The following is an 18183-nucleotide window of genomic DNA, read 5'->3' on the forward strand; positions in this document are numbered from 1 at the left end:
ACTGTTTTTCGCTTGTGTATCGGGGATTACAGCACTAATTCCATGGCAACGCTAGGGTCACTTCCAGCGATCGATCGCTGTATCGAGACGTATCTCGCCGCACACGCCGCCTTCGATGATAGCCCGTTTTCCGCGCTCGAACACGCCGATCACGAAGACGGGCTCGAATCGTCGGAGTCCGATATCGAGCACAGACTCACGCTCCTCGTCGCGTATGGGCTTGTTGAGCAAATCGATGACGATCGGTATCGCATTCGCTGTGCGCCCGACGAGAGTACGACGCGATGGCAAGAGCGGGCCGCTGAACGGGCCGAAACACTCCACCGATTGATCACGGATCCGACGGCGAATCGACGGACGCCAACGGACGAATTGGATACAGAGCTATTGACACAGGATGACGACACCTTCGTCAGCGTCTTCGTCTTTGACCACGATGACGTGGACTCCGTCGCGGCCACGGCGGCGACCGCACTCCATCGAGGCGACGCTCTCTCAGGTGTCGTACTTCGAACGTCGGGAGTGCGCTCCGGTCACGTCCAACGAATCGCAGATCAACTGTGCGCTCCCGATATCACCGATCGAACCGATCTCGAATCGACGTTCAAAAAGGGATTTTCAGATGTTGTCGGCGAATCGAAAGACGAACTCGAGTTTCGATTGTTCCTCCGGGTAGCCTAACTCGGCCGAGTAGAGTGTCAGGTAACTGCTTCTGGGTCGAGTGGTTCGGGAGAGGCTCGGCTCTCGCCATCCCGCGGAACGTCGTTCCACGACTCATCGAGGTGGAAGAGTCACCTCGAGATCACGGAAGCCCGCAGGTCTTGCGAACGATCCGTATGCTCGGCCCGCACCCTGTCGATCTCCTCACGGCTCGGAATCCGGTCCGAGAAGGATCAGTCCGCGGACTGCTCGCAGCCGATCCACCAAATCTCCTCATGGACGGCCCATCCACCGGTCTGAAGGTTCTGTGAGATCGTGATGTGGTTATCGTCTGGATCCGAGACCGTAATCGAGTATCGATCGGTCTCGATGACCTCATACGACGTTTCTCGATTGTTGAACGTGATTTCGTCGCCGGCGCTTAAATCATCGAACCGATCGGTGATCGTCTTTGATAGGAGTCGTTCTCGGTCCGTACTGGAGGGGATCTCATCGTCGGACATCCGTGCTCGTCATTACCATGGGCTCGGATATAACCGTTGTAGGCGCTGCCAAACTTGGGACGGTTTCGTGTTCCCTCCTTGCTCGAAGACTGTGGATAGACGATGATATTCCAGGTGTGTAGCGGTTAGAACTATTGCTTCGGCTAGTGGAGCATGTGTTGTGTGATAACCACACACAAGTAATGGTGGACACCAATGTCACTGTACATGATCCTTGGCATGGGCCTGGTTTTCGTGGGTGCCGTGCTAGTAGTGAACGGGATATGGTTACTCGGGAAAGGTGCGGACAGCGACGTCGCGATACTGAACTTCTTCGTCGGAATATTGACGTTCATCATCGCGATGTGGTGGGCGATCGGTGAACTATGGGCGTTCGGACAGTACGAGTCCGGAGACGCGTTCGTGGCATCGGGAACGTTACTGTTTTCGTTCACCTACCTGTGGATTGGAGCGAACGCGATCCGCGGTATCGGTGATCAGCGATCGTTCGGTTGGTACTGTATACTCGTCACTGTAATCGCCATCCCGACGGGCTACCTCGTTCTTCTCGACGGCGATATCGGACTTGCTGGACTCTGGTGGATCTGGGCAATACTCTGGGCGACCTTTTGGGTCTTGTTAGGGCTAGAACTCGAGGAGTACACGAATCCGATTGCCTGGTTCACTACGATCGTCGGCATCATTACGGGTGCGGCTGGCTATCTGATGGCAGCGGGATTTTGGCCGTGGGCGGTCCGAAAATCGAGAACGGTACCGAACTACCGGCCTCGATTAGACCAGAAACCACGCGACACCGATCGCTGCGACCGAGACAACAACGTTTCCGAGTGCATAGGCGACCGCAGTCCGCACGTGTCCGTCTTCGATGAGCCGAACGGTATCGACGGAGAACGTCGAAAACGTGGTAAACCCACCGCACACTCCAACGCCAGCGAACAGTTGGATCGACTCTCCCGGATCCGCAAATAGCACGAGGCCCAGCAGGAAGCTCCCGATAACGTTCACCAGAAAGGTCGATATCGGAAAGCGGCCCCCTTCAACGATCGTGGCAACTGTGTATCGTCCCAGTGCACCGACCGCGCCACCGACGCCGACGAGGAGTACCGGCTCAATCACGAGACCCACCCCGGATTCGCAGTGCGACCCATCGACCGAGAACGACACCCGCAAAACCGAACGAGTAACTAGCGGTAACATTGAGTAAGCCGAGCAGCGGCTCGACTGACGCCGTTTCGTACGCGAACGTGCTGTACGTCGTGTACGAGGAAATGAACCCTGTCGACACGAGCAATCGTCCCCTGTCAGTGAGGTAGTCGGTGTACATCGCTTCGTAGACGACGAACCCGAGGACGAAGCTTCCGGTCACGTTCGTGACGAAGGTCCCGGCCAGTCCCGGATAAAAGAGCCCAATTCCGTACCGTGCGTTCGCCCCGAGAAATCCGCCGATCACGACGAGTACCACCACATCGATGTCGGCAAGCCGATCTCGAACGCTCATCTATTGAGATGACAACATTCTTTGTCAAATACCCTACCCTACCCTACTTCGTTCGGGTTGACATCCTCGCTCGTTGAGGGTGGGTCTTGTCAATGATCTCTGCCTCGAACCAGGAAGCACTAGTGAGCGCTGTGCGTGCTAACTCGGCGTCATTGGTCCTGATTTCAGAGTGTATTGACTAACGTTCCTCCCACACGACAACTGATGGCCGTAGGGGATATAACTCCGCAACGTTCTTTGCCACATTCCAATCCACAGGAACTGTAGCGATTGTCGGATCGAACCGAAAGAGATGTCGAACCTCCGTCACAGCTAGAGGTTTCTAACTGGCCGTCGAACAGCGACTATGTACGATCGAATTCTCCTGCCAACAGACGGAAGCAACGAATCCATGGTCGCCAACGAGCACGCGATCGACCTCGCCACAACGTACGATGCACGCCTTTACGTCCTTCACGTCGTCGATACGAGGCCATACGACGCAGAGAGCATCACACAGTCGGTGATCGAGCCGCTCGAGGAACGAGGCCAGCAGGCGGTCGACGAGGTCGTTGAAACCGCGTCGGCACACGGATTCGATGAGATCGAAACCGACATCGTTCGCGGTGAACCACACGATATGATCCTCGAATACGTCGACGAACACGATATCGATCTGATCGTGATGGCAACACACGGACGGACGGGAGTCAAGCGGTATCTGCTGGGGAGTGTCGCTGAGAAGATCGTTCGAACCGCACCGGTACCAGTCCACGTGGTGCGTGCCACAGAGATCGATATCGCGAGCTGAGAGCTGACGATGTGGGAAACAGCATTTGCCGTCTCTTGCGCTCGACCGTGAGTTGTTCCCCCTCAATCGTATCGAGAACGGTCGTCGTTACGTGTCTCGATCGAGCGGATACTCGAGTTCAGTTGGATACGGACTCTGTTCTGTGGTATCTAGTTGCAATGCGATACAAAACCTATCGAGCCCTACTTCGATTCCAGCAAATAGGAGGAGTTCGATGATCGTCTCGTCGCTGTATTCTTCTTTCAGTTCGACGAAGAACTCGTCCGAGATCTCCTGTGGATCTCCGGACATGTAATCTGCGACGTGAACAGCGAGTTCTTCGCGCCGCGTAAGTTGGCTTGCATCGATTTGATTAGAGAACACGGCGTCTTCTTTCGGCTCGACTTCGTCTTTGACCTCCCAGGTGCGCACGGTTCCACAGTACGCACACCCGTGAACTGCGGCAACCCGCAGCCGCATTAGTTCCAGCGTCTCCGAATCGATGGAATCGCTGCGGGGGAATAGCCGGAACATCCGAACGAGTCGTTTCAAAAGCCGAGGTTGATGGGCGACGGCACCGAAGTATGCGGAGTCTTTGTACCAACCCTCTTCGCTTTCTCGGAGGATTTCGTTGACCTCGTCGTCGTCCGATTCACCGGGGTCTATCGGTTCGATACGGGAAGACATGTAGAGATCTATGTTAGCAATCACCATAAAAGACTGATCGTACCGGACGCCAGTTTTCATATTGATGAGAACCTCCCGTCCACCAACAATGAGGAAACCGCCGTACAGAGTTGTAATCGTTCGGGTCGCTCGAAAAGCCTATTCTGTTACCAGTAGTTGGTAATACGCTTTCTTTATTCAAGGTAAGGAGTGAAACTCACGTTCAGTATCGGTGGCTTTGATGAATTGCCACACAGCGTTCGATTGAGTGGTTTCGAAGGCTTGCGACAGAGTCCAATTGTTCTGCCATCGTGGATTCCTTTGAAATCGTATCTACATTGTCTCAGAGTAGCGCCACAAACTACTGAATCCTTCCTCAGAAGTCGACGCCGTCTAGTGTTTCACTAGAGCCAGCCGTCCTCATCACCATCTCCACACACTTCGTTTCCGATGAACTTGATCCAGCGTCGAACATCGCCTTCGCCGGCCCCATTCGAAGCCAGTACGATGTCTTCTGCATGGAGAGCCGGCTCACGAAGTCTGAACAGGGGAACTACCCCACAATCGTCGCGTTTAGCACGAGTTCTCGTCACGACGATGCGCTCACGCTTGCGATCGACGTGATGGTGCCGACCATCTTGATCTTCGCCAAGATACGCGTCGTTCCACGACCGGCGTTCGAGAACAATGTTGCTGTCACCGATCGTCGGTTACTTTCCGCGGGGGCAAGTTAACCATTAGAATTCGTCCTCCTGTGCGGTATCACGAGTGTCTGTCTGGCGGTGTTCGTAGCGAATCCCCATAACTGTCTGAGCAGAATCGTTCACTGTACCCCATTCGATCTTGAGTAGGTGCTGAACAGGTCGGAAGTCAGCACTCAGTTTGGTTGTCATCGACGGTCTCCTTGTCTTGAGAAGTAAGTCTCTCAGCGTCTGTTGGTGTTGTTTTACAGTCAATCGATTTCATCTATATCTGCGGGTGGTTCATGTGAACCCCGCACCCCATACGTTCTAGTTTTATCGGTTGGATCGATACGATGATCGCCCAGACCATCAAGATTTGAGTCCGACACCCTACCGACGGGTTAAATGTGCGCCTCTCAGTAAGACCTACCGCGTTCTAGCACAACCACCGGGACGAACTCCACCAGAGCGCCTCTCAGCGACCTATCTTCACCAACAGCCGTTGCTCTCCGCAGCGGATAACCGTCGTCGCTGTGGCACAGGCGAACTCGCACAAAACCAGAGTCAAGAACTAGCCGTATTTCCGCCATCAACCGGAAGTGGATGGCCGGTGATGAACGATGCGTTATCAGAGCACAGCCACACGACAGCCTCAGCGACTTCCTCTGGCTGCCCCGGACGGCCTATTGGGACATGAGCGCCCGCCTCCGGATCGAGATCGCCCGTCATATTCGTCTCGATCAGGCCAGGACACACGGCGTTTACACGGATATTGTGCTCGGCGTACTCTAATGCGGCCGTTCGTGTGAGACCGTTAATCCCGTGCTTGCTTGCACTGTAGATCGACATTCTTTCGTTCCCACGAAGGCCCCATTCCGAGGAGGTATTGACGATTGCTCCACCACCAGTTTCTACCATCCGAGGGATTTCGTATCGGAGCCCTGCCCAGACGCTTTTGAGATTTGTTTCCATGATCCGTTCCCAGTCAGCTTCTTGCGTCTCAGTGATCTGTCCATACTGAGGTTCAATTCCTGCGTTGTTGTGCGCAAAATCAAGGCGGCCATACGTGTCAACCGCCGCATCAACCAGTGCTTCGACATCGGCTACCTTGCTCACATCAGTGTGAATGAACGTTGCCTCCCCACCGTTGTCCTCGATGAGATCGACGGTTTCACCGCCACCTTTTTCATCAGTATCAGCAACGACAACCTTCGCATCTGCCGCTGCGAACCGCTGCGCCGAGGCGCGACCAATTCCCGAACTGGCCCCTGTTACGACCGCAGTTTTGTCTTGAATCCCGTTCACACCCAGATTTCATCTCCCTGTATTGATATTATTTTCGTGTAATGATTTCACTGTATGAAATTCTTTCAACCGACTTGATCGGCAGGTTCGGCCTCGTGCTTATGCCGCTCAAATGTCTCTTCGGCCCACGTCCGAACTGTCTCATCATCAGTAACAATCAGTGCTCGAAGGACGGCCTGCTCGTCACGTACGAGAAAGGTCACGGACCGGTCTATGATCGCCATTCCTACGCTCGGTGGAATTTCACGGTGGACATACAGTTGACCGTTTTCAGCAGTGAGTACGGCCCGCACGTCCGCCGACGCCAATCCATCGATCGCGTGTTGGGTCGTGACACCCTCAAATGTTTGCGTTTCCTCAACGGTCCTCTCGATAATCACCCGCAGGGCTTGGTCAACGAACGAATGTGACAAGGAACGAACGCGTGTCGCTTGGGTCAGCAAGTCGAGGTTCCGGTTTATTGGGGCAGACGGGTCGGCGCGAGTCGGCGTAATGACGGTCGCGTCAGCGAGACAGGTGAACGGAAAGTCCATGACCTCCAGTGGCAGCAGCGGCGTGATCTCGCGGAACTTCCCCTCAGTTGCGAGCGTCTCGTAGAGAGCCGTGAACGCCTTAGAGACAATTCTCCCGGCCGGCATTATCTCGTAGCGCCGGTCGTCTCGGTCGATCCAGTGTCGGGTTTCGAGCTCATCGAGGACCCGCCCGAGGGTGGGCTGGGAAGCATCCGTCGCCTCCCGTAACTCACCGCGAGTAAGCGGCTCCTCGACCAGCGCTTCGAGAACGACCCCACGATACTCCGAACGCGCGAGGAACTCGATCTCGTCGAGTGGGGTAGCCATATGCACATAAGTAAGCCGCTGGCATGATAACGCTTCATACCGCAGGTCGATTTCATCGCGCCGAAAATTCAGTCGCTGAGCCGTGGTTTTCACGGTTCGAAACCCTTCTAATAAAACAATATCTAGACTTCCTTCGAAAAGGTAGTATGAATTCAACGGACTCGCGCTATTGGGCGTTCGTATTGTTCGTGGCGAGTCTTTCGACATCGGTGCAGCGCTCCTGTTCGGCTATGTCTTCAGCACTGACACCGACTGGCGACCACGCATGCGAAGCGATGTCGTCGGTGGTTTTACCAGTGGTTCGCTGGTGATTGTAGTAGCGAACGTCCTGTTTTTCACGGGCCAACAGCTGACGCGGGTGTCCACGGCAGCGGTGATCTACAGTCTGGTGCCCATCGTCACCGCAGCGTTCGCGTCGTCCTATTGTCGGAGGAGCGGCTTTCCCGCGCCGGTGTCGGAGGCATTGTTTTGGAAGCAGTCGATGTCGTCATCGTGGCGCATCCGACTCTGGCGACGTTGTTCGACTCCGGAATCGTCGGCCTCGGACCTGTGCTGTGCGGTGCGATGACTAGCACTGGGCAGCGTATGCGTGCACTGGATCAAGCTTCAGCACGGCGCGTTCGTGCGCTAGTTCGCCTGAATCACGGACGATACTGGTTTTCCGGGAGCAGCGAGTGATAGTTGAGGGTGAAGATAGTTCGCTGAGGGGACGGTAACGGAGTTCGTCGGTATGGTCCGGCTGGTGGATGGACATCCTGCTGAGGGAGCTACTCTAACTCGTCATAACGATCTATCAAACTCAGGACCGGGCGTTCTGGGCGGTTATCGTTCCGATCCGACCGCTTAAACTAGAACGTATGCCCCGCACCCTTCTGGGGCTGAAAAACCAAGAGAGAACTCTGAACAATACGATCTCTGTGTCTACTTTTCCCTGAAATAGAGCCGACTACTCACCGGGGATATCCTTAAGCGGCCAAAGATAGAGAATGCAGTACGAACACGCGATGACCGACATCATCGATCCACGGCCGCCGCTCCCAGAGTGGATTCTGGATGCCTACGATGTCATTCGTGCCCACGGGACCGATCCTGGGAATCACGAAGACGCACAGTCGGTTCCTCGAGAGCAGGCACGTGAGATTCTTCTCAGCGCTGATGAACTCGCGCTTGAACCTGGAGATGCGGATCATGCACTTACCCGCCTCCTCGAACGAGGCTACTTCTACGAAGTCGACGACGAACTCCGTGTGACGACACCAGAACACTGAGCTGTGATTTTTAATCGCTATATTCAGTACTTATGTGAATTTACAGTCTGTCTTGCAATAGACACACTTATCTAGCAACCTATTCTAGATCCGGTATGTACGATCTTACCGGCTTTCAGCGAGACTTGCTGTACGCAATCGCCGGCCAGGACGACCCACACGGACTCGCAATCAAGGATGAACTCGAAGCCTACTATGAGGGGGAGATTCATCACGGACGTCTCTATCCGAACCTCGATACACTCGTCGACAAGGGCCTCGTCGAGAAGGGGCAAGAAGATCGCCGAACGAACTTCTACTCGGTTACGCGTCGCGGAACTCGTGAGATCGAGGCCCGACGTGAGTGGGAAAATCAGTATATCGATCTCGACGATAGCTAGGATCAATCACCTTTACGCCACAGTTTCGGTGGATGGGATAATTTCGGAGTGAATTGTCGACGACTCAGGATTATTCTGGGCGGTGAGGTGCCGAGATTAGAACCAGCACCCTCATTTCGAGCGTGCATCAATAATTGCGCAGATTTTGGCGATTCTGGCCAGCATTGCCACTCGTCTACGGCGAGCGTTCGAGTGTGCAGGCGCTCAGTCGGGGGTATCAGTGCCGGGGCGACCATCTCGGCACACTCGCCCCGTAGTCAGCACAGGAGCGTAGTCCACACCGTCGATACCCGCTTTCAGGAGAAAGTCAGCGAGTCGCCAGGACGTACAGAAACCGCAGCTCGTGCGAGTCCGACTCGACGTTCACAGAGGCCGTCTCGACAGCGATTTTCTGCCCATCCGCTTCTATCTGCTCGATGGCCTCCCGCTCCGTACTGGTGATGCGTTTCGTGATGAGGTAGTTGACATCGTGATTCTGGAGTGTCTAGAACACCCGAATCGAGTCGAACTCGCGGTCACATAGCACCGTCTCGATCGGAACGTGTTCTTTGGCTCGCTCGACGAGCCGCCAGACGATGCGATGGACTTGATTCGACGAGTTCTCGTCCCAGGGGGAACTCTTCCGGACTGGTTCAACCGCGAGGACGAGCGGGATGTTCCACCCGATGATCGACAGGATGGCGAACTTGAACGCCCGACTCTCGCGGTCTTTGGTGCCGTTGACCACCGGAATCTCCTCGACCTCACCGTAGTAGGGAACGGTGGTGATATCGATGGCGGCGGTTACTGGCTGTCGAAACGAAGATTCCGACCCAACGACCGAGAGGAACCGGTCAGTCGAATCGTTGAAGCCGTCGATGCGTTCCTCCGGAGCGAACTGCTTGACAGCGTGGAGGTGCCTCTGGATTGGATCCCACTATCGCCGTCACTCGTCTGTCCGCTCCACGCCGTCGATGTCGAGTGCGATGTCCGGACCGAACGCACTGGCGGGCGTCTGGAAGCCGACGGGTGCCTCGCCATCGCGGACGCGGGCGGCTAAGTGGGGTGCGCTGTGGCTGGTGAACAAATACGACTCCGGCGTCACCAGCCGCGAGACGACCGATTCCTCGCCGTTCGTCGCCCGTCCCCACACGTACATCGACTCTTCGCGGCGGGCCGCCTCGTTGGGTCCGTCGACGAACCGGTCGACGAGACCGTGCAATGCGGACTGCACGGGGGTGCTCCCGAGCAGCCACCCCAGACGGTTCGATAGTCGGAGGAATCGGATGGTCGCCTCCGGCTGGGCGGCGTAGACAGTCACGTTCGGGATGCCAGTCGTGTGGTATGCCGTGGAAACGTCGCCCCACTGGATGGTCGCAGCGGTCGTTGAGCCGTCACCGAAGTCGATGGTCCGGACATCATGTGCAACCGGCACGTCCACGAGATCGCTGTCTCGGCGGACCGTGCCGCTGTCGTCGAGCGACTCGATGGCCGTGTGGGCGGTGCCGGGCGAGAGTTCGTCCAGACCTTGGAACCCGAGTTCGAGGTGGGTCGCGTCAGGGAGCCGCGCGGAAAGGTGGGCAGCGAGGCTGTCGGTCGGCACCACGTCGAAGCCGACACCCGGCAGGAGCGTTACGCTAGCGGCCTCGGCCTCGGTGTCGTGTGCGGCGATGGCCTCGAACACCTCGATTTCGCCTGTGATGTCGAGGTAGTGGGTGCCCGCCTCAATGCAGGCGTCGACCATCGGGCCGCTGGTCCGGACGAACGGCCCGGCGCAGTTGAGGACGACCGCCACGTCAGCGAGCGCGTCCGCAACCACGCTGGAGTCGTCGAGGGTGAAAACGCGGTAGTCGAGATCGTGGGTGGCCGCCAGCGACTCGGCCTTCCCGGCGGACCGGCCGGCGACGATGGGGTCGAGACCGTCCCCGATGGCCTGTTCAGTCACAAGCCGTCCTGTGTAGCCGTACGCGCCGTAGATGAGGATGCGGTCGTTACGCATCTGACGCCCCCGTAATGGAGATGGGCGCTAGTTCCTTGTCGATGCCGCCGGAGGCGCCCATAACGAGCGCAGTCTCGTGGATCGTCGGTGCCATCGTACCCTAAACTCCACACTCTGGAGTTATAAGCTGTCGAGTATAGAGTAATGGAGTAACTCCGGTTTCTCGGAGTAACGCCCAACGGTCCACTACGACAAGCGTTATTGCTCCAGGGATTAGAGCGGTTATATGGCAGAGTCCACCGATGTTGAGGAACTGTCGCGGTCAGACGACGACTGCGCGCGCCTAAAGGACCTTCAGGCAGAGAGTGCCGTCCGGGACGTGCTCTCGCTGTTCGGCAAGAAGTACACGCTTGCCATCATGTATGAGTTCGCGTTCAGCGAGGGAGGTCTCCGGTTCAAGGATTTAGAGGCGCGGCTGGACATCTCCTCGACCACGCTATCGAACCGGTTGGCTGAACTTACGGAGGCGGAGTACATCGAGCGCCACTCTTACGACGAGGTGCCGCCGCGGGTGGAGTACGTCGCCACGGAGAAGACACACGCGCTGACGCACATCTTCGAGGACCTCTACGACTGGGCCAATGCCTACGCGACCGAGGGCTGACACCTCGTCAGGAACAAGCGTATGTTGGATTGCGCTCAATCAAATTGATCTAGACCCCATTCGTTGCTTTTAGTCCAACAGAAGGCATGCATCACATCCATCCTCCAAGATTGTATTAAATACCTACCATATCCTCATAATACCGATCTCTCCAGACGGGAGTGAGATTAGATGTCTACATACTGACTCTCCCATTCTTGCCGGTCCTCAATCTCATCTGATCCTGCGTCGGTGATAGCGTAGTAGTTCGTGCGGCGATCGAGTTGCCCCTTTTCGACCAACTCCTTGTTGACGAGTGTATCAAGGTTCGGGTAGAGTCGACCATGGTTGATCTCAGCGCTGTAATACCCCTCGATTTCTTCTTTCACGTCCTGACCGGATGGCTGGTCGGCACCCGCAATCACGTACAGCAAATCACGTTGGAAGCCAGTGAGGTCGTTCATTGTGTGTGAGTCATCAACGAACCTGTATTTAATTTATTCTCATATCTGGATTATATGTATATTCTGTATGAAGATCTGGTCCCTGTTACTATCTGAGTGTATTTGTGACCGGTCTGATGAGTTGTTTCTTGCCTCCACTAGATTTCTGCGAATATTTGATCTAATGAGATATAATTTTAATAAAGTTACTACCTTTCATATATCTTGGCGCGGAAAAGCCGTATCCTACAGATGTTTACTTATCACTAATGGAAAGAAATGCTGCATGTCTTTCATTTCTTCGAGTACGCTATGATCCCGGTTTCGCAGCACTTTACGAGAACAAGTCTTTCCGCACTATCAGTAGTACAGTCGGTGTACTCACCGTACTCGTCGCTATGTTTGGCTTGAGGTTTCAGTGCAATGTGCTTTCAATACCTTGACAACCATGCTATCTCAAGTATGAGGACGACGAACGAACAGTAGAGGTTCCAGACGATGACTGCAATCGACATCAACTGCGACATGGGCGAGAGCTTCGGCAACTGGACGATGGGGCGTGACGCCGAAGTGATGCCGTACATCACCTCTGCGAACATCGCTGGCGGCTACCATGCAGGTGATCCACACGTTATGCGTGAAACCGTCACGCTCGCTGCGGAATACGATGTCGGGATTGGGATCCATCCCGGCCTCCCAGACAAGATGGGGTTCGGTCGCCGGTCGATGGACGCGACGCCCGAGGAAGTGCGCGACTACGTCGTCTACCAGTTGGGCGCGCTGATGGCGTTTGCGAATCGTCACGGGGCAAGCGTCCAGCACGTCAAACCGCACGGCGCAATGTACTCGATGCTCTCCGAGAGTGAGACTCACTGCCGTGCCGTCATGGAAGCTCTTCTCGAGGTCGATCCTAGTCTCATCTACCTCGCAACCGATATGAATATCTACGAGGTTGCCCAGGAGTACGACGAGTTAGACGCCGTCTTCGAAGGGTACGTCGACCTCGACTACAACCCCGACCGCACGCTGATCGTCGAGAAAGAAGTCGAACCGAAAGATCCGGACCTGGTCGCAGATCGGGTCATTTCCATCGCGACGCGGGGCGAGGTTGAGGCCGTCGACGGAACAGTAATCGACGTTCCCGCGTCGTCGATCTGTATCCACGGTGACGGACCGAACTCGGTCGAACTGCTCGAGACGATCCACGAACGACTCCAGGCCGAAGGGATCGAACTCGCTCGCCTCGACGACCTGGTGTGAACGACCCAGTTGCCGCGTCGTTCGATTGGATATCGTCCCGTTGGACGGTGCCGTCTCGCCTATTCAAACTCAGTTACCCCTTCGAACTGGTGATCAAGATATTTCGTCGTGTGGTCGCTCTCGACGAATACGTTGTCCTCGAGAACCGCGAGATGAAATGGAATCGTCGTCGAGATTCCCTCTATCTGTGCCTCCTCGAGGACTCGCTTGCTGCGTTCGAGTACCTCTTGACGGTCCTGTGCGGTAACGATGAATTTTCCGACAAGTGAATCGTAGAACGGACTGATCCTGTCGCCCTCGTTGACACCGTCGTCGACGCGGACTCCCATTCCTGTCGGCGGTCGGTACGTTTCGAGTGTTCCCGGTGTCGGAGTGAACTCCTCGTAGGGATCTTCGGCGTTGATACGGAACTCCATCGCGACACCTCGAGAGTTGACGTCGGACTGTTCGAACGATAGTTCCTCATCTGCAGCGACGCGGAACTGTTCTTTGACGATATCGATGCCCGTCACCGATTCGGTGACTGTGTGTTCGACTTGGATTCGAGCGTTTACCTCGAGGAAGTAGAAATCACCATCCTCGTAGAGGAACTCGACGGTGCCGGCGCTGCTGTAACCGGCTTCAGCAACGCCCGATCTGGCGGCTTCACAAAGCTCCTCTCGCGTCTCTTCGTCGAGAACGGGCGAGGGCGTCTCCTCGATGAGTTTCTGCTGACGACGCTGCACCGAACAGTCGCGTTCGTAGAGATGGCGGACGGTCCCGTGGCTGTCGCCGATGACCTGAACCTCAATATGACGTGGGTTCTCGAGGAAGCGCTCGACGTAGACAGCGTCGTTGTCGAAGTACGCTTCGCCCTCACGTTTGGCGTTCGTAAACGCCTCCTCAGCTTCATCGGGGCCGGTAACGACTTTCAACCCACGACCGCCGCCACCGCCGTCCGCCTTGATAGCGACCGGGTAGCCGTGTTCGTCGGCGAAGGCTTTCACCCGGCCCGGATCATCAACCGGTTCGTCCGTTCCTGGAACGATCGGGACGCCCGCTGCATCCATAATCGCTCGCGCCTTCGTCTTTTCACCGAAGTCGGCCATCACGTCCGATGGGGGGCCGACCCAGATGAACTCGGACTCCTCGACCTGACGGGCGAATGACTCGTTTTCCGCAAGGAACCCGTAGCCCGGATGGATCGCATCGGCCCCAGTTTCGGCTGCTGCATCCAGTAGCGACTCCTGATCGAGATAGCTCTTGCTGGCGACCGAGGATCCTACATGAACGGCTTCGTCGGCGCGGCGAACGTGTTTCGCTGTTTCGTCGGTGTCACTGTAAACGGCGACCGTCTCGATTCCGAGTTCGTTCGCTGCCTGTACCACGCGGACTGCTATTTCGCCTCGATTCGCGACGAGTACTTTGTCAATCATTTATTGGAAACCCTGCACTACAACGACTCCTGAATGTCCTCGAGAAGATCGTCTCGTTCCTGACGAATCTCGAGCGCTTCTTCGACGTCGACAGCGTTGAAATCGACGGTACTGTGGGTTCGACACTGGGCAAGCGCATCACGCTCGGGACTCACGACGGTCCCGACGGTCACGTATCCGCCACCCGTCACGGCATCTCGCATCAGAATAATCGGCTGGCCGGCCATCTGGATGGAACCGACGGGATAGCCGAGGTCAACGACGTTGGTGACGTCCGTTCCGGCACCGAAGGGCTGCTCGCGTTCTTCGAACATGTCGGTGATATCTGGACCCTCGAACCGGTAGCCGACCCGGTCAGCCTCGTCGGAAACGTTCCAGTTAGCGTCGAGGAACCGCTGTCGCCCTTCGTCGGTGAGCCGATAGTCACAGAGTCCCATCACGACATTGATCTCAGTCTGGGAGTAATCCGGTCGATCCGTCTCGTCGATCGAAGTGCCGAGTAGTTCGTCGGTGTTCGCTGACGACTCACCGATCGAGAGTTTGTCGCCCTCTTCGAGCGACCGACCCTCGTGGCCGCCGATTCCGATCAGGGTGTACGTCGCACGGCTTCCCATCACCAGCTCGACATCGATACCACCGGCGACTGCCAGATACGCGCGTGCACCTTCTGTTGCGAACTCGAAGCTGAGGGTGTCCCCGGTCTCGGCTTGGACAGCAGTCCACGTCGGGACCGATTCGTCCTCGAGAGATGGATCCATATCTGCACCGGTAACGGCGAAGACGGTGTCCTCCTCGAACTCGATTTCCGCTCCCATATAGGTCATCTCGAGGGTTGCGGCTGATTCATCGTTTCCGACGAGCCAGTTGCCGACTTTGTGGGCGAACTGATCCATCGCGCCAGAGGGCGGCATTCCGATGTGATAGTGCCCGTAACGACCGGTATCCTGAACGGTCGTGACGAGTCCACCATCGAGAATACGCATCAGTCGAGCACCTCCAGAAGCTGCTCGTTGTATTCGTGTGGATTGTTGAAGAACGCCTGTGTCTCGAACTCGACCCGATCATAGTTGTACTGGTAGGTTCCGTCTTCGATCTCCGAACGGATTTCGTCGTACTCGTCGCGATCGATCTGCCGGAAGTTGAGGATGTCCCCCGGGTTCGGAAGTACCATCGACTCTTCGAACGCCGACAGTTCCTGGTCGACGTCCAACACCTCGACGGGAGTTCGACCGTAGAGCTGATAGCCGCCGGCCCCGGGGACGGGATAGATTGCGGTGAACGCGCCACCGAATCCGATCGCACGGCTCGGCGTCGCCGTCCGCGGCTGTTCGTACTTCGGCACCTCGATCTGCTCGTCATGTGGAACCATCTGGAAGCAAAATGGGAGCCCGGGGACGAAGCCGATCATTGTTACCATGTGCGGCGCACCAGAGTGGTGGTCGATGAACGCCTCGACGGAATCGAAGCCGTTGAGTTCTGCGGAGTACTCAAGATCCGTCGCGTCCGGATCTTGATGGCGTTCTCGGAAGTCCATCAGCGTCTCGTGAGTCCACGGATCGTCGTAAAAGACGGGAATATCGAACACCCGTGCCTCCCACTGGTATTCCGAGATGTCGATCTCCTCCTCGAGCAATTTCAACTCCTCGATCAGTTCGTCCGGGTGAAGCACGTTCGGATCGAACTGGATTAGGTAGGAGGCGTTCGACGGTGCAACCTCGACGAGTCCCTCGAGACTGTTCTGACGAATTTCCTGTGTGATCGCCTGTGCTTTGAAGTTCGCGTCGAAACTCATTGCTTCGGCGAGTTCGACGAACACCCAGTCGTCCCCCCCGTACTCGTATCGCGGAGACGGAAGCTCCTGTCTGGTTATCGTTTTCTCACTCATCCTACTGAGTGAGAGAACGGTTACCACTGTATAGATACCGACTAGATTAGAACAGTGAATATATATGCGAAAATATACTATATCGTAAACGAACCTATCCGTACGTGTTTACGCTCGTGTGGTCCGGATATATCTTTGTCAAGTATTATATGTCTGGGGGCCTATTTAAGAATAAGATTCCATAAATGACGACAGAACATATCGAATCGCCGATGCCCGGCGTCTTCTACACGCGACCGGATCCGGACGAAGCAACGTTCGCCGACGAAGGTGACGAGGTCGCTGAGGGAGACGTCGTCGGATTGGTCGGTGTCATGAAGAACTTCCACGATATCACGGCCCCTGCGGACGGAACGATCACCGAGATCATTGCGGAAAACGAACAGGAAGTCGACGCCGGTGATGACCTCCTGGTTCTCGAGACTAACTGACGCCGCCTCAATCACCGGTCGAGTTCAAGCACTGTTGTCGTCGTATTTCCAGCGTAATTCGAGGTGGAGCCCCGACCGCAAGGACCGACGAAGGAAACGGGGTATCCGCGAGCGAGCAGGGTGATGCTGTATGCGGTTCATATCTATCTCTCGGCTTCCTCCGCTATGATTCTCCGCGGTGCGCTGGTTCGAAGAGTTCCACGGCGTTGCCGGCCGGGTCTTCCAGCAGGATCTGTTTGCCACCCTTCCCGTCCACGATCTCGTTGTGGAAGCTGACTCCCTGTTCCGTCAATCGCTCGACGGTGGCGGCGAGATCTTCGACTTCGATCTGGAAGCGGTTCCATCCGCCGGGCTCAGGGAGAGTTCCGTCAGGCATGGTCTGCCCGGCGCCACCGGCTCCTGGTTCGTTTAGCAGAAGGCGAAGACTTCTCCGTTGTAGCGCCGCGAATCCCGGTGCTGGGCGCATCTGCACCTCGAACTCTAGATGGTCAGTGTAAAAGTCGACCGCCGCATCGACATCGTTGACTACGTAACGAACAGTGACTGTGCTCATAGTACCCTCCGTTGCATACTCGTTATTGGTCGGAAGATCGGATCAGGGTATCTCTCCTCGCGGAGTGGCTTTATAAAAGAGCGGCCCGACCACCGGTGTGAAGCGTACTGTGCGTATACAAGATCAGTTCAAATCTACGTAGACCACTCCGCAGCCGCATCTGCGGGAACACTCTCCTTCTGCTATTGATGTTCTGTGGAGTTGGCGTTCCGAGGGGCTATCCGTTCGTTGGTGATTGCAGTTGTAATGATTTCCCGCTCCGCCCTGCGAAGACGGTCGGAGAGTGATCGTCGGGAGATACCGAGGCGGTCGCTCAAGTCGGTGAGTTTCGTTCCTCGCGGGAGATCGTAATATCCCTCTTCGTGAGCGAGGAGCACCGCCTCACGCTGTTTTGGCGTCAACCCAGCGAGGGATAGTCCGTCGCCCTCAGGGTCTGTCGTCGGTTGATAGAGCCTTTCGAGAGTGAACGACATTCCCCGTTGCTGGCAGGCTTCGCGGTACTCCGAGAGGGTAGTTCGATCAGGAAAGCGGGCCCGCATGAGCCAGCCATCCCCCGTAATCGTTGCATGAATCGGCGTCGTGCCGCGCTTGATGAACTCTTCGGGAATCGCGACCTGCACCTCGGCCGGCTCGGCCATTCGAAGCCGATACAGCCGTCGCTTCGTTGCGGATTCAAGCGGTGTCCACGCTGCAATCGTTGCCTCAGCGTCAAGTGTCGCCTCGACGGTGTCGTAGGACTCTGCTTCGATCCAGCAGAGGAGCACTGAGTGATCTCTTCCAACGACCTCATCGAGTTTGATGCGGGCATTTGGGGTGGACGCAGCGAGGCCGGTCAGTGCGAGAGACGATGAAGAGAGGAAAAATTCGGCGCTCAAATCCGGGTTCATACGTCTCTGTATGTGCGGTCGCATAAAGACGTTCACTGCTGTACCGCACGAGGTCAATTCCTCCGTAGTCATTATTCGAGGGTTACTAGAGAGTAGATAGAGGGAATAAATATCTCAGCTAAGAAAAGTTCCGTTTCGGATAGGATCAGCACTCTCCCGGGGCTTAAGCTAGAATCT

General features: G+C 56.1%; 22 protein-coding genes and 2 pseudogenes. 10 read left to right on the plus strand and 14 right to left on the minus strand.

Annotation, left to right across the window (positions count from 1 at the left end; genetic code table 11):
• Positions 1–42 precede the first annotated feature (42 nt).
• Positions 43–681: a hypothetical protein gene (locus SM755_RS15895; protein ID WP_323173531.1), complete on the plus strand. Its 639-nt coding sequence runs from the start codon at positions 43–45 to the stop codon at positions 679–681.
• Between the two features lie 212 nt (positions 682–893).
• On the opposite strand, the gene SM755_RS15900 is transcribed toward SM755_RS15895, so the two are convergent.
• Positions 894–1163 (minus strand): transcriptional regulator, encoded by a 270-nt coding sequence (locus tag SM755_RS15900; protein ID WP_323173532.1) that lies wholly within the window; start codon positions 1161–1163, stop codon positions 894–896.
• A 219-nt stretch (positions 1164–1382) separates the two neighbouring features.
• On the opposite strand from SM755_RS15900, the pseudogene SM755_RS15905 reads away from it, so the two are divergent.
• Positions 1383–1844, plus strand: a pseudogene (locus SM755_RS15905) (AmiS/UreI family transporter); the annotation flags it as partial.
• A 90-nt stretch (positions 1845–1934) separates the two neighbouring features.
• Here SM755_RS15905 and crcB read toward each other — a convergent pair.
• Positions 1935–2360, minus strand: coding sequence for a fluoride efflux transporter CrcB (crcB, locus tag SM755_RS15910; protein WP_323173533.1), 426 nt, complete (start codon positions 2358–2360; stop codon positions 1935–1937).
• On the minus strand, positions 2272–2661 hold the full coding sequence (locus SM755_RS15915; protein WP_323173534.1) for a CrcB family protein: 390 nt from the start codon (positions 2659–2661) through the stop codon (positions 2272–2274). The genes crcB and SM755_RS15915 overlap by 89 nt, the downstream gene beginning before the upstream one ends.
• A 346-nt stretch (positions 2662–3007) precedes the next feature.
• On the opposite strand from SM755_RS15915, the gene SM755_RS15920 reads away from it, so the two are divergent.
• Positions 3008–3451, plus strand: coding sequence for a universal stress protein (locus SM755_RS15920; protein WP_323173535.1), 444 nt, complete (start codon positions 3008–3010; stop codon positions 3449–3451).
• 87 nt (positions 3452–3538) lie between these two features.
• Here SM755_RS15920 and SM755_RS15925 read toward each other — a convergent pair whose 3' ends face one another.
• Positions 3539–4117: a carboxymuconolactone decarboxylase family protein gene (locus tag SM755_RS15925; RefSeq protein ID WP_323173536.1), complete on the minus strand. Its 579-nt coding sequence runs from the start codon at positions 4115–4117 to the stop codon at positions 3539–3541.
• A 497-nt stretch (positions 4118–4614) separates the two neighbouring features.
• On the opposite strand from SM755_RS15925, the gene SM755_RS15930 reads away from it, so the two are divergent.
• A complete protein-coding gene (locus tag SM755_RS15930) occupies positions 4615–4830 on the plus strand; it encodes a hypothetical protein (RefSeq protein WP_323173537.1) in 216 nt (71 codons plus the stop codon).
• Between the two features lie 513 nt (positions 4831–5343).
• Here SM755_RS15930 and SM755_RS15935 read toward each other — a convergent pair.
• Both SM755_RS15935 and SM755_RS15940 read right to left on the minus strand, forming a co-directional pair.
• Positions 5344–6084: a glucose 1-dehydrogenase gene (locus SM755_RS15935; protein ID WP_323173538.1), complete on the minus strand. Its 741-nt coding sequence runs from the start codon at positions 6082–6084 to the stop codon at positions 5344–5346.
• Between the two features lie 65 nt (positions 6085–6149).
• The gene (locus SM755_RS15940; RefSeq protein WP_323173539.1) at positions 6150–6923 is read right to left on the minus strand and encodes an ArsR family transcriptional regulator; all 774 of its coding nucleotides are present in this window, start codon (positions 6921–6923) and stop codon (positions 6150–6152) included.
• Between the two features lie 169 nt (positions 6924–7092).
• On the opposite strand from SM755_RS15940, the gene SM755_RS15945 reads away from it, so the two are divergent.
• The 3 genes from SM755_RS15945 to SM755_RS15955 all read left to right on the plus strand — a co-directional run bounded on the left by SM755_RS15945 (position 7093) and on the right by SM755_RS15955 (position 8571).
• A complete protein-coding gene (locus SM755_RS15945) occupies positions 7093–7491 on the plus strand; it encodes an EamA family transporter (RefSeq protein WP_323173540.1) in 399 nt (132 codons plus the stop codon).
• Between the two features lie 436 nt (positions 7492–7927).
• Complete coding sequence (locus SM755_RS15950) at positions 7928–8191, plus strand: hypothetical protein (RefSeq protein WP_323173695.1); 264 nt, start codon at positions 7928–7930, stop codon at positions 8189–8191.
• Positions 8192–8286: 95 nt separating this feature from the next.
• Positions 8287–8571, plus strand: coding sequence for a PadR family transcriptional regulator (locus SM755_RS15955; protein WP_323173541.1), 285 nt, complete (start codon positions 8287–8289; stop codon positions 8569–8571).
• A 212-nt stretch (positions 8572–8783) separates the two neighbouring features.
• On the opposite strand, the pseudogene SM755_RS24480 reads toward SM755_RS15955, so the two are convergent.
• A pseudogene (locus SM755_RS24480) lies at positions 8784–9469 on the minus strand (hypothetical protein); the annotation flags it as partial.
• Between the two features lie 27 nt (positions 9470–9496).
• Positions 9497–10549 carry a saccharopine dehydrogenase NADP-binding domain-containing protein gene (locus SM755_RS15965; protein WP_323173543.1) on the minus strand — a complete coding sequence of 351 codons (1053 nt, stop codon included), beginning with the start codon at positions 10547–10549 and terminating at the stop codon, positions 9497–9499.
• Between the two features lie 226 nt (positions 10550–10775).
• Between SM755_RS15965 and SM755_RS15970 the strand changes: the two genes are divergently transcribed.
• Positions 10776–11153: a helix-turn-helix domain-containing protein gene (locus SM755_RS15970; RefSeq protein ID WP_323173544.1), complete on the plus strand. Its 378-nt coding sequence runs from the start codon at positions 10776–10778 to the stop codon at positions 11151–11153.
• 167 nt (positions 11154–11320) lie between these two features.
• Here SM755_RS15970 and SM755_RS15975 read toward each other — a convergent pair whose 3' ends face one another.
• The gene (locus SM755_RS15975) at positions 11321–11596 is read right to left on the minus strand and encodes a helix-turn-helix transcriptional regulator (protein ID WP_323173545.1); all 276 of its coding nucleotides are present in this window, start codon (positions 11594–11596) and stop codon (positions 11321–11323) included.
• A 477-nt stretch (positions 11597–12073) separates the two neighbouring features.
• Here SM755_RS15975 and SM755_RS15980 point away from each other — a divergent pair, with 477 nt between their 5' ends.
• The gene (locus SM755_RS15980) at positions 12074–12835 is read left to right on the plus strand and encodes a 5-oxoprolinase subunit PxpA (protein WP_323173546.1); all 762 of its coding nucleotides are present in this window, start codon (positions 12074–12076) and stop codon (positions 12833–12835) included.
• Between the two features lie 59 nt (positions 12836–12894).
• Here the strand turns inward: SM755_RS15980 and SM755_RS15985 are convergent, their stop codons facing one another.
• Genes SM755_RS15985 through SM755_RS15995 form a run of 3 tightly spaced genes read right to left on the minus strand, consistent with a single transcriptional unit; the run spans position 12895 to position 16135 of the window.
• Positions 12895–14250: an acetyl-CoA carboxylase biotin carboxylase subunit gene (locus SM755_RS15985; RefSeq protein ID WP_323173547.1), complete on the minus strand. Its 1356-nt coding sequence runs from the start codon at positions 14248–14250 to the stop codon at positions 12895–12897.
• A gap of 17 nt (positions 14251–14267) precedes the next feature.
• Complete coding sequence (locus tag SM755_RS15990) at positions 14268–15233, minus strand: biotin-dependent carboxyltransferase family protein (RefSeq protein ID WP_323173548.1); 966 nt, start codon at positions 15231–15233, stop codon at positions 14268–14270.
• Positions 15233–16135, minus strand: coding sequence for a carboxyltransferase domain-containing protein (locus tag SM755_RS15995; RefSeq protein WP_323173549.1), 903 nt, complete (start codon positions 16133–16135; stop codon positions 15233–15235). The genes SM755_RS15990 and SM755_RS15995 overlap by 1 nt, the downstream gene beginning before the upstream one ends.
• A gap of 185 nt (positions 16136–16320) precedes the next feature.
• On the opposite strand from SM755_RS15995, the gene SM755_RS16000 reads away from it, so the two are divergent.
• Positions 16321–16566, plus strand: coding sequence for an acetyl-CoA carboxylase (locus SM755_RS16000; RefSeq protein WP_323173550.1), 246 nt, complete (start codon positions 16321–16323; stop codon positions 16564–16566).
• Between the two features lie 163 nt (positions 16567–16729).
• Here SM755_RS16000 and SM755_RS16005 read toward each other — a convergent pair whose 3' ends face one another.
• Positions 16730–17119, minus strand: coding sequence for a VOC family protein (locus SM755_RS16005; RefSeq protein WP_323173551.1), 390 nt, complete (start codon positions 17117–17119; stop codon positions 16730–16732).
• Positions 17120–17301: 182 nt separating this feature from the next.
• Positions 17302–18006 carry a helix-turn-helix domain-containing protein gene (locus tag SM755_RS16010; protein WP_323173552.1) on the minus strand — a complete coding sequence of 235 codons (705 nt, stop codon included), beginning with the start codon at positions 18004–18006 and terminating at the stop codon, positions 17302–17304.
• Positions 18007–18183 lie beyond the last annotated feature (177 nt).

This window comes from Natrialba sp. PRR66 (assembly GCF_034808065.1).
Classification (GTDB): domain Archaea; phylum Halobacteriota; class Halobacteria; order Halobacteriales; family Natrialbaceae; genus Natrialba; species Natrialba aegyptia.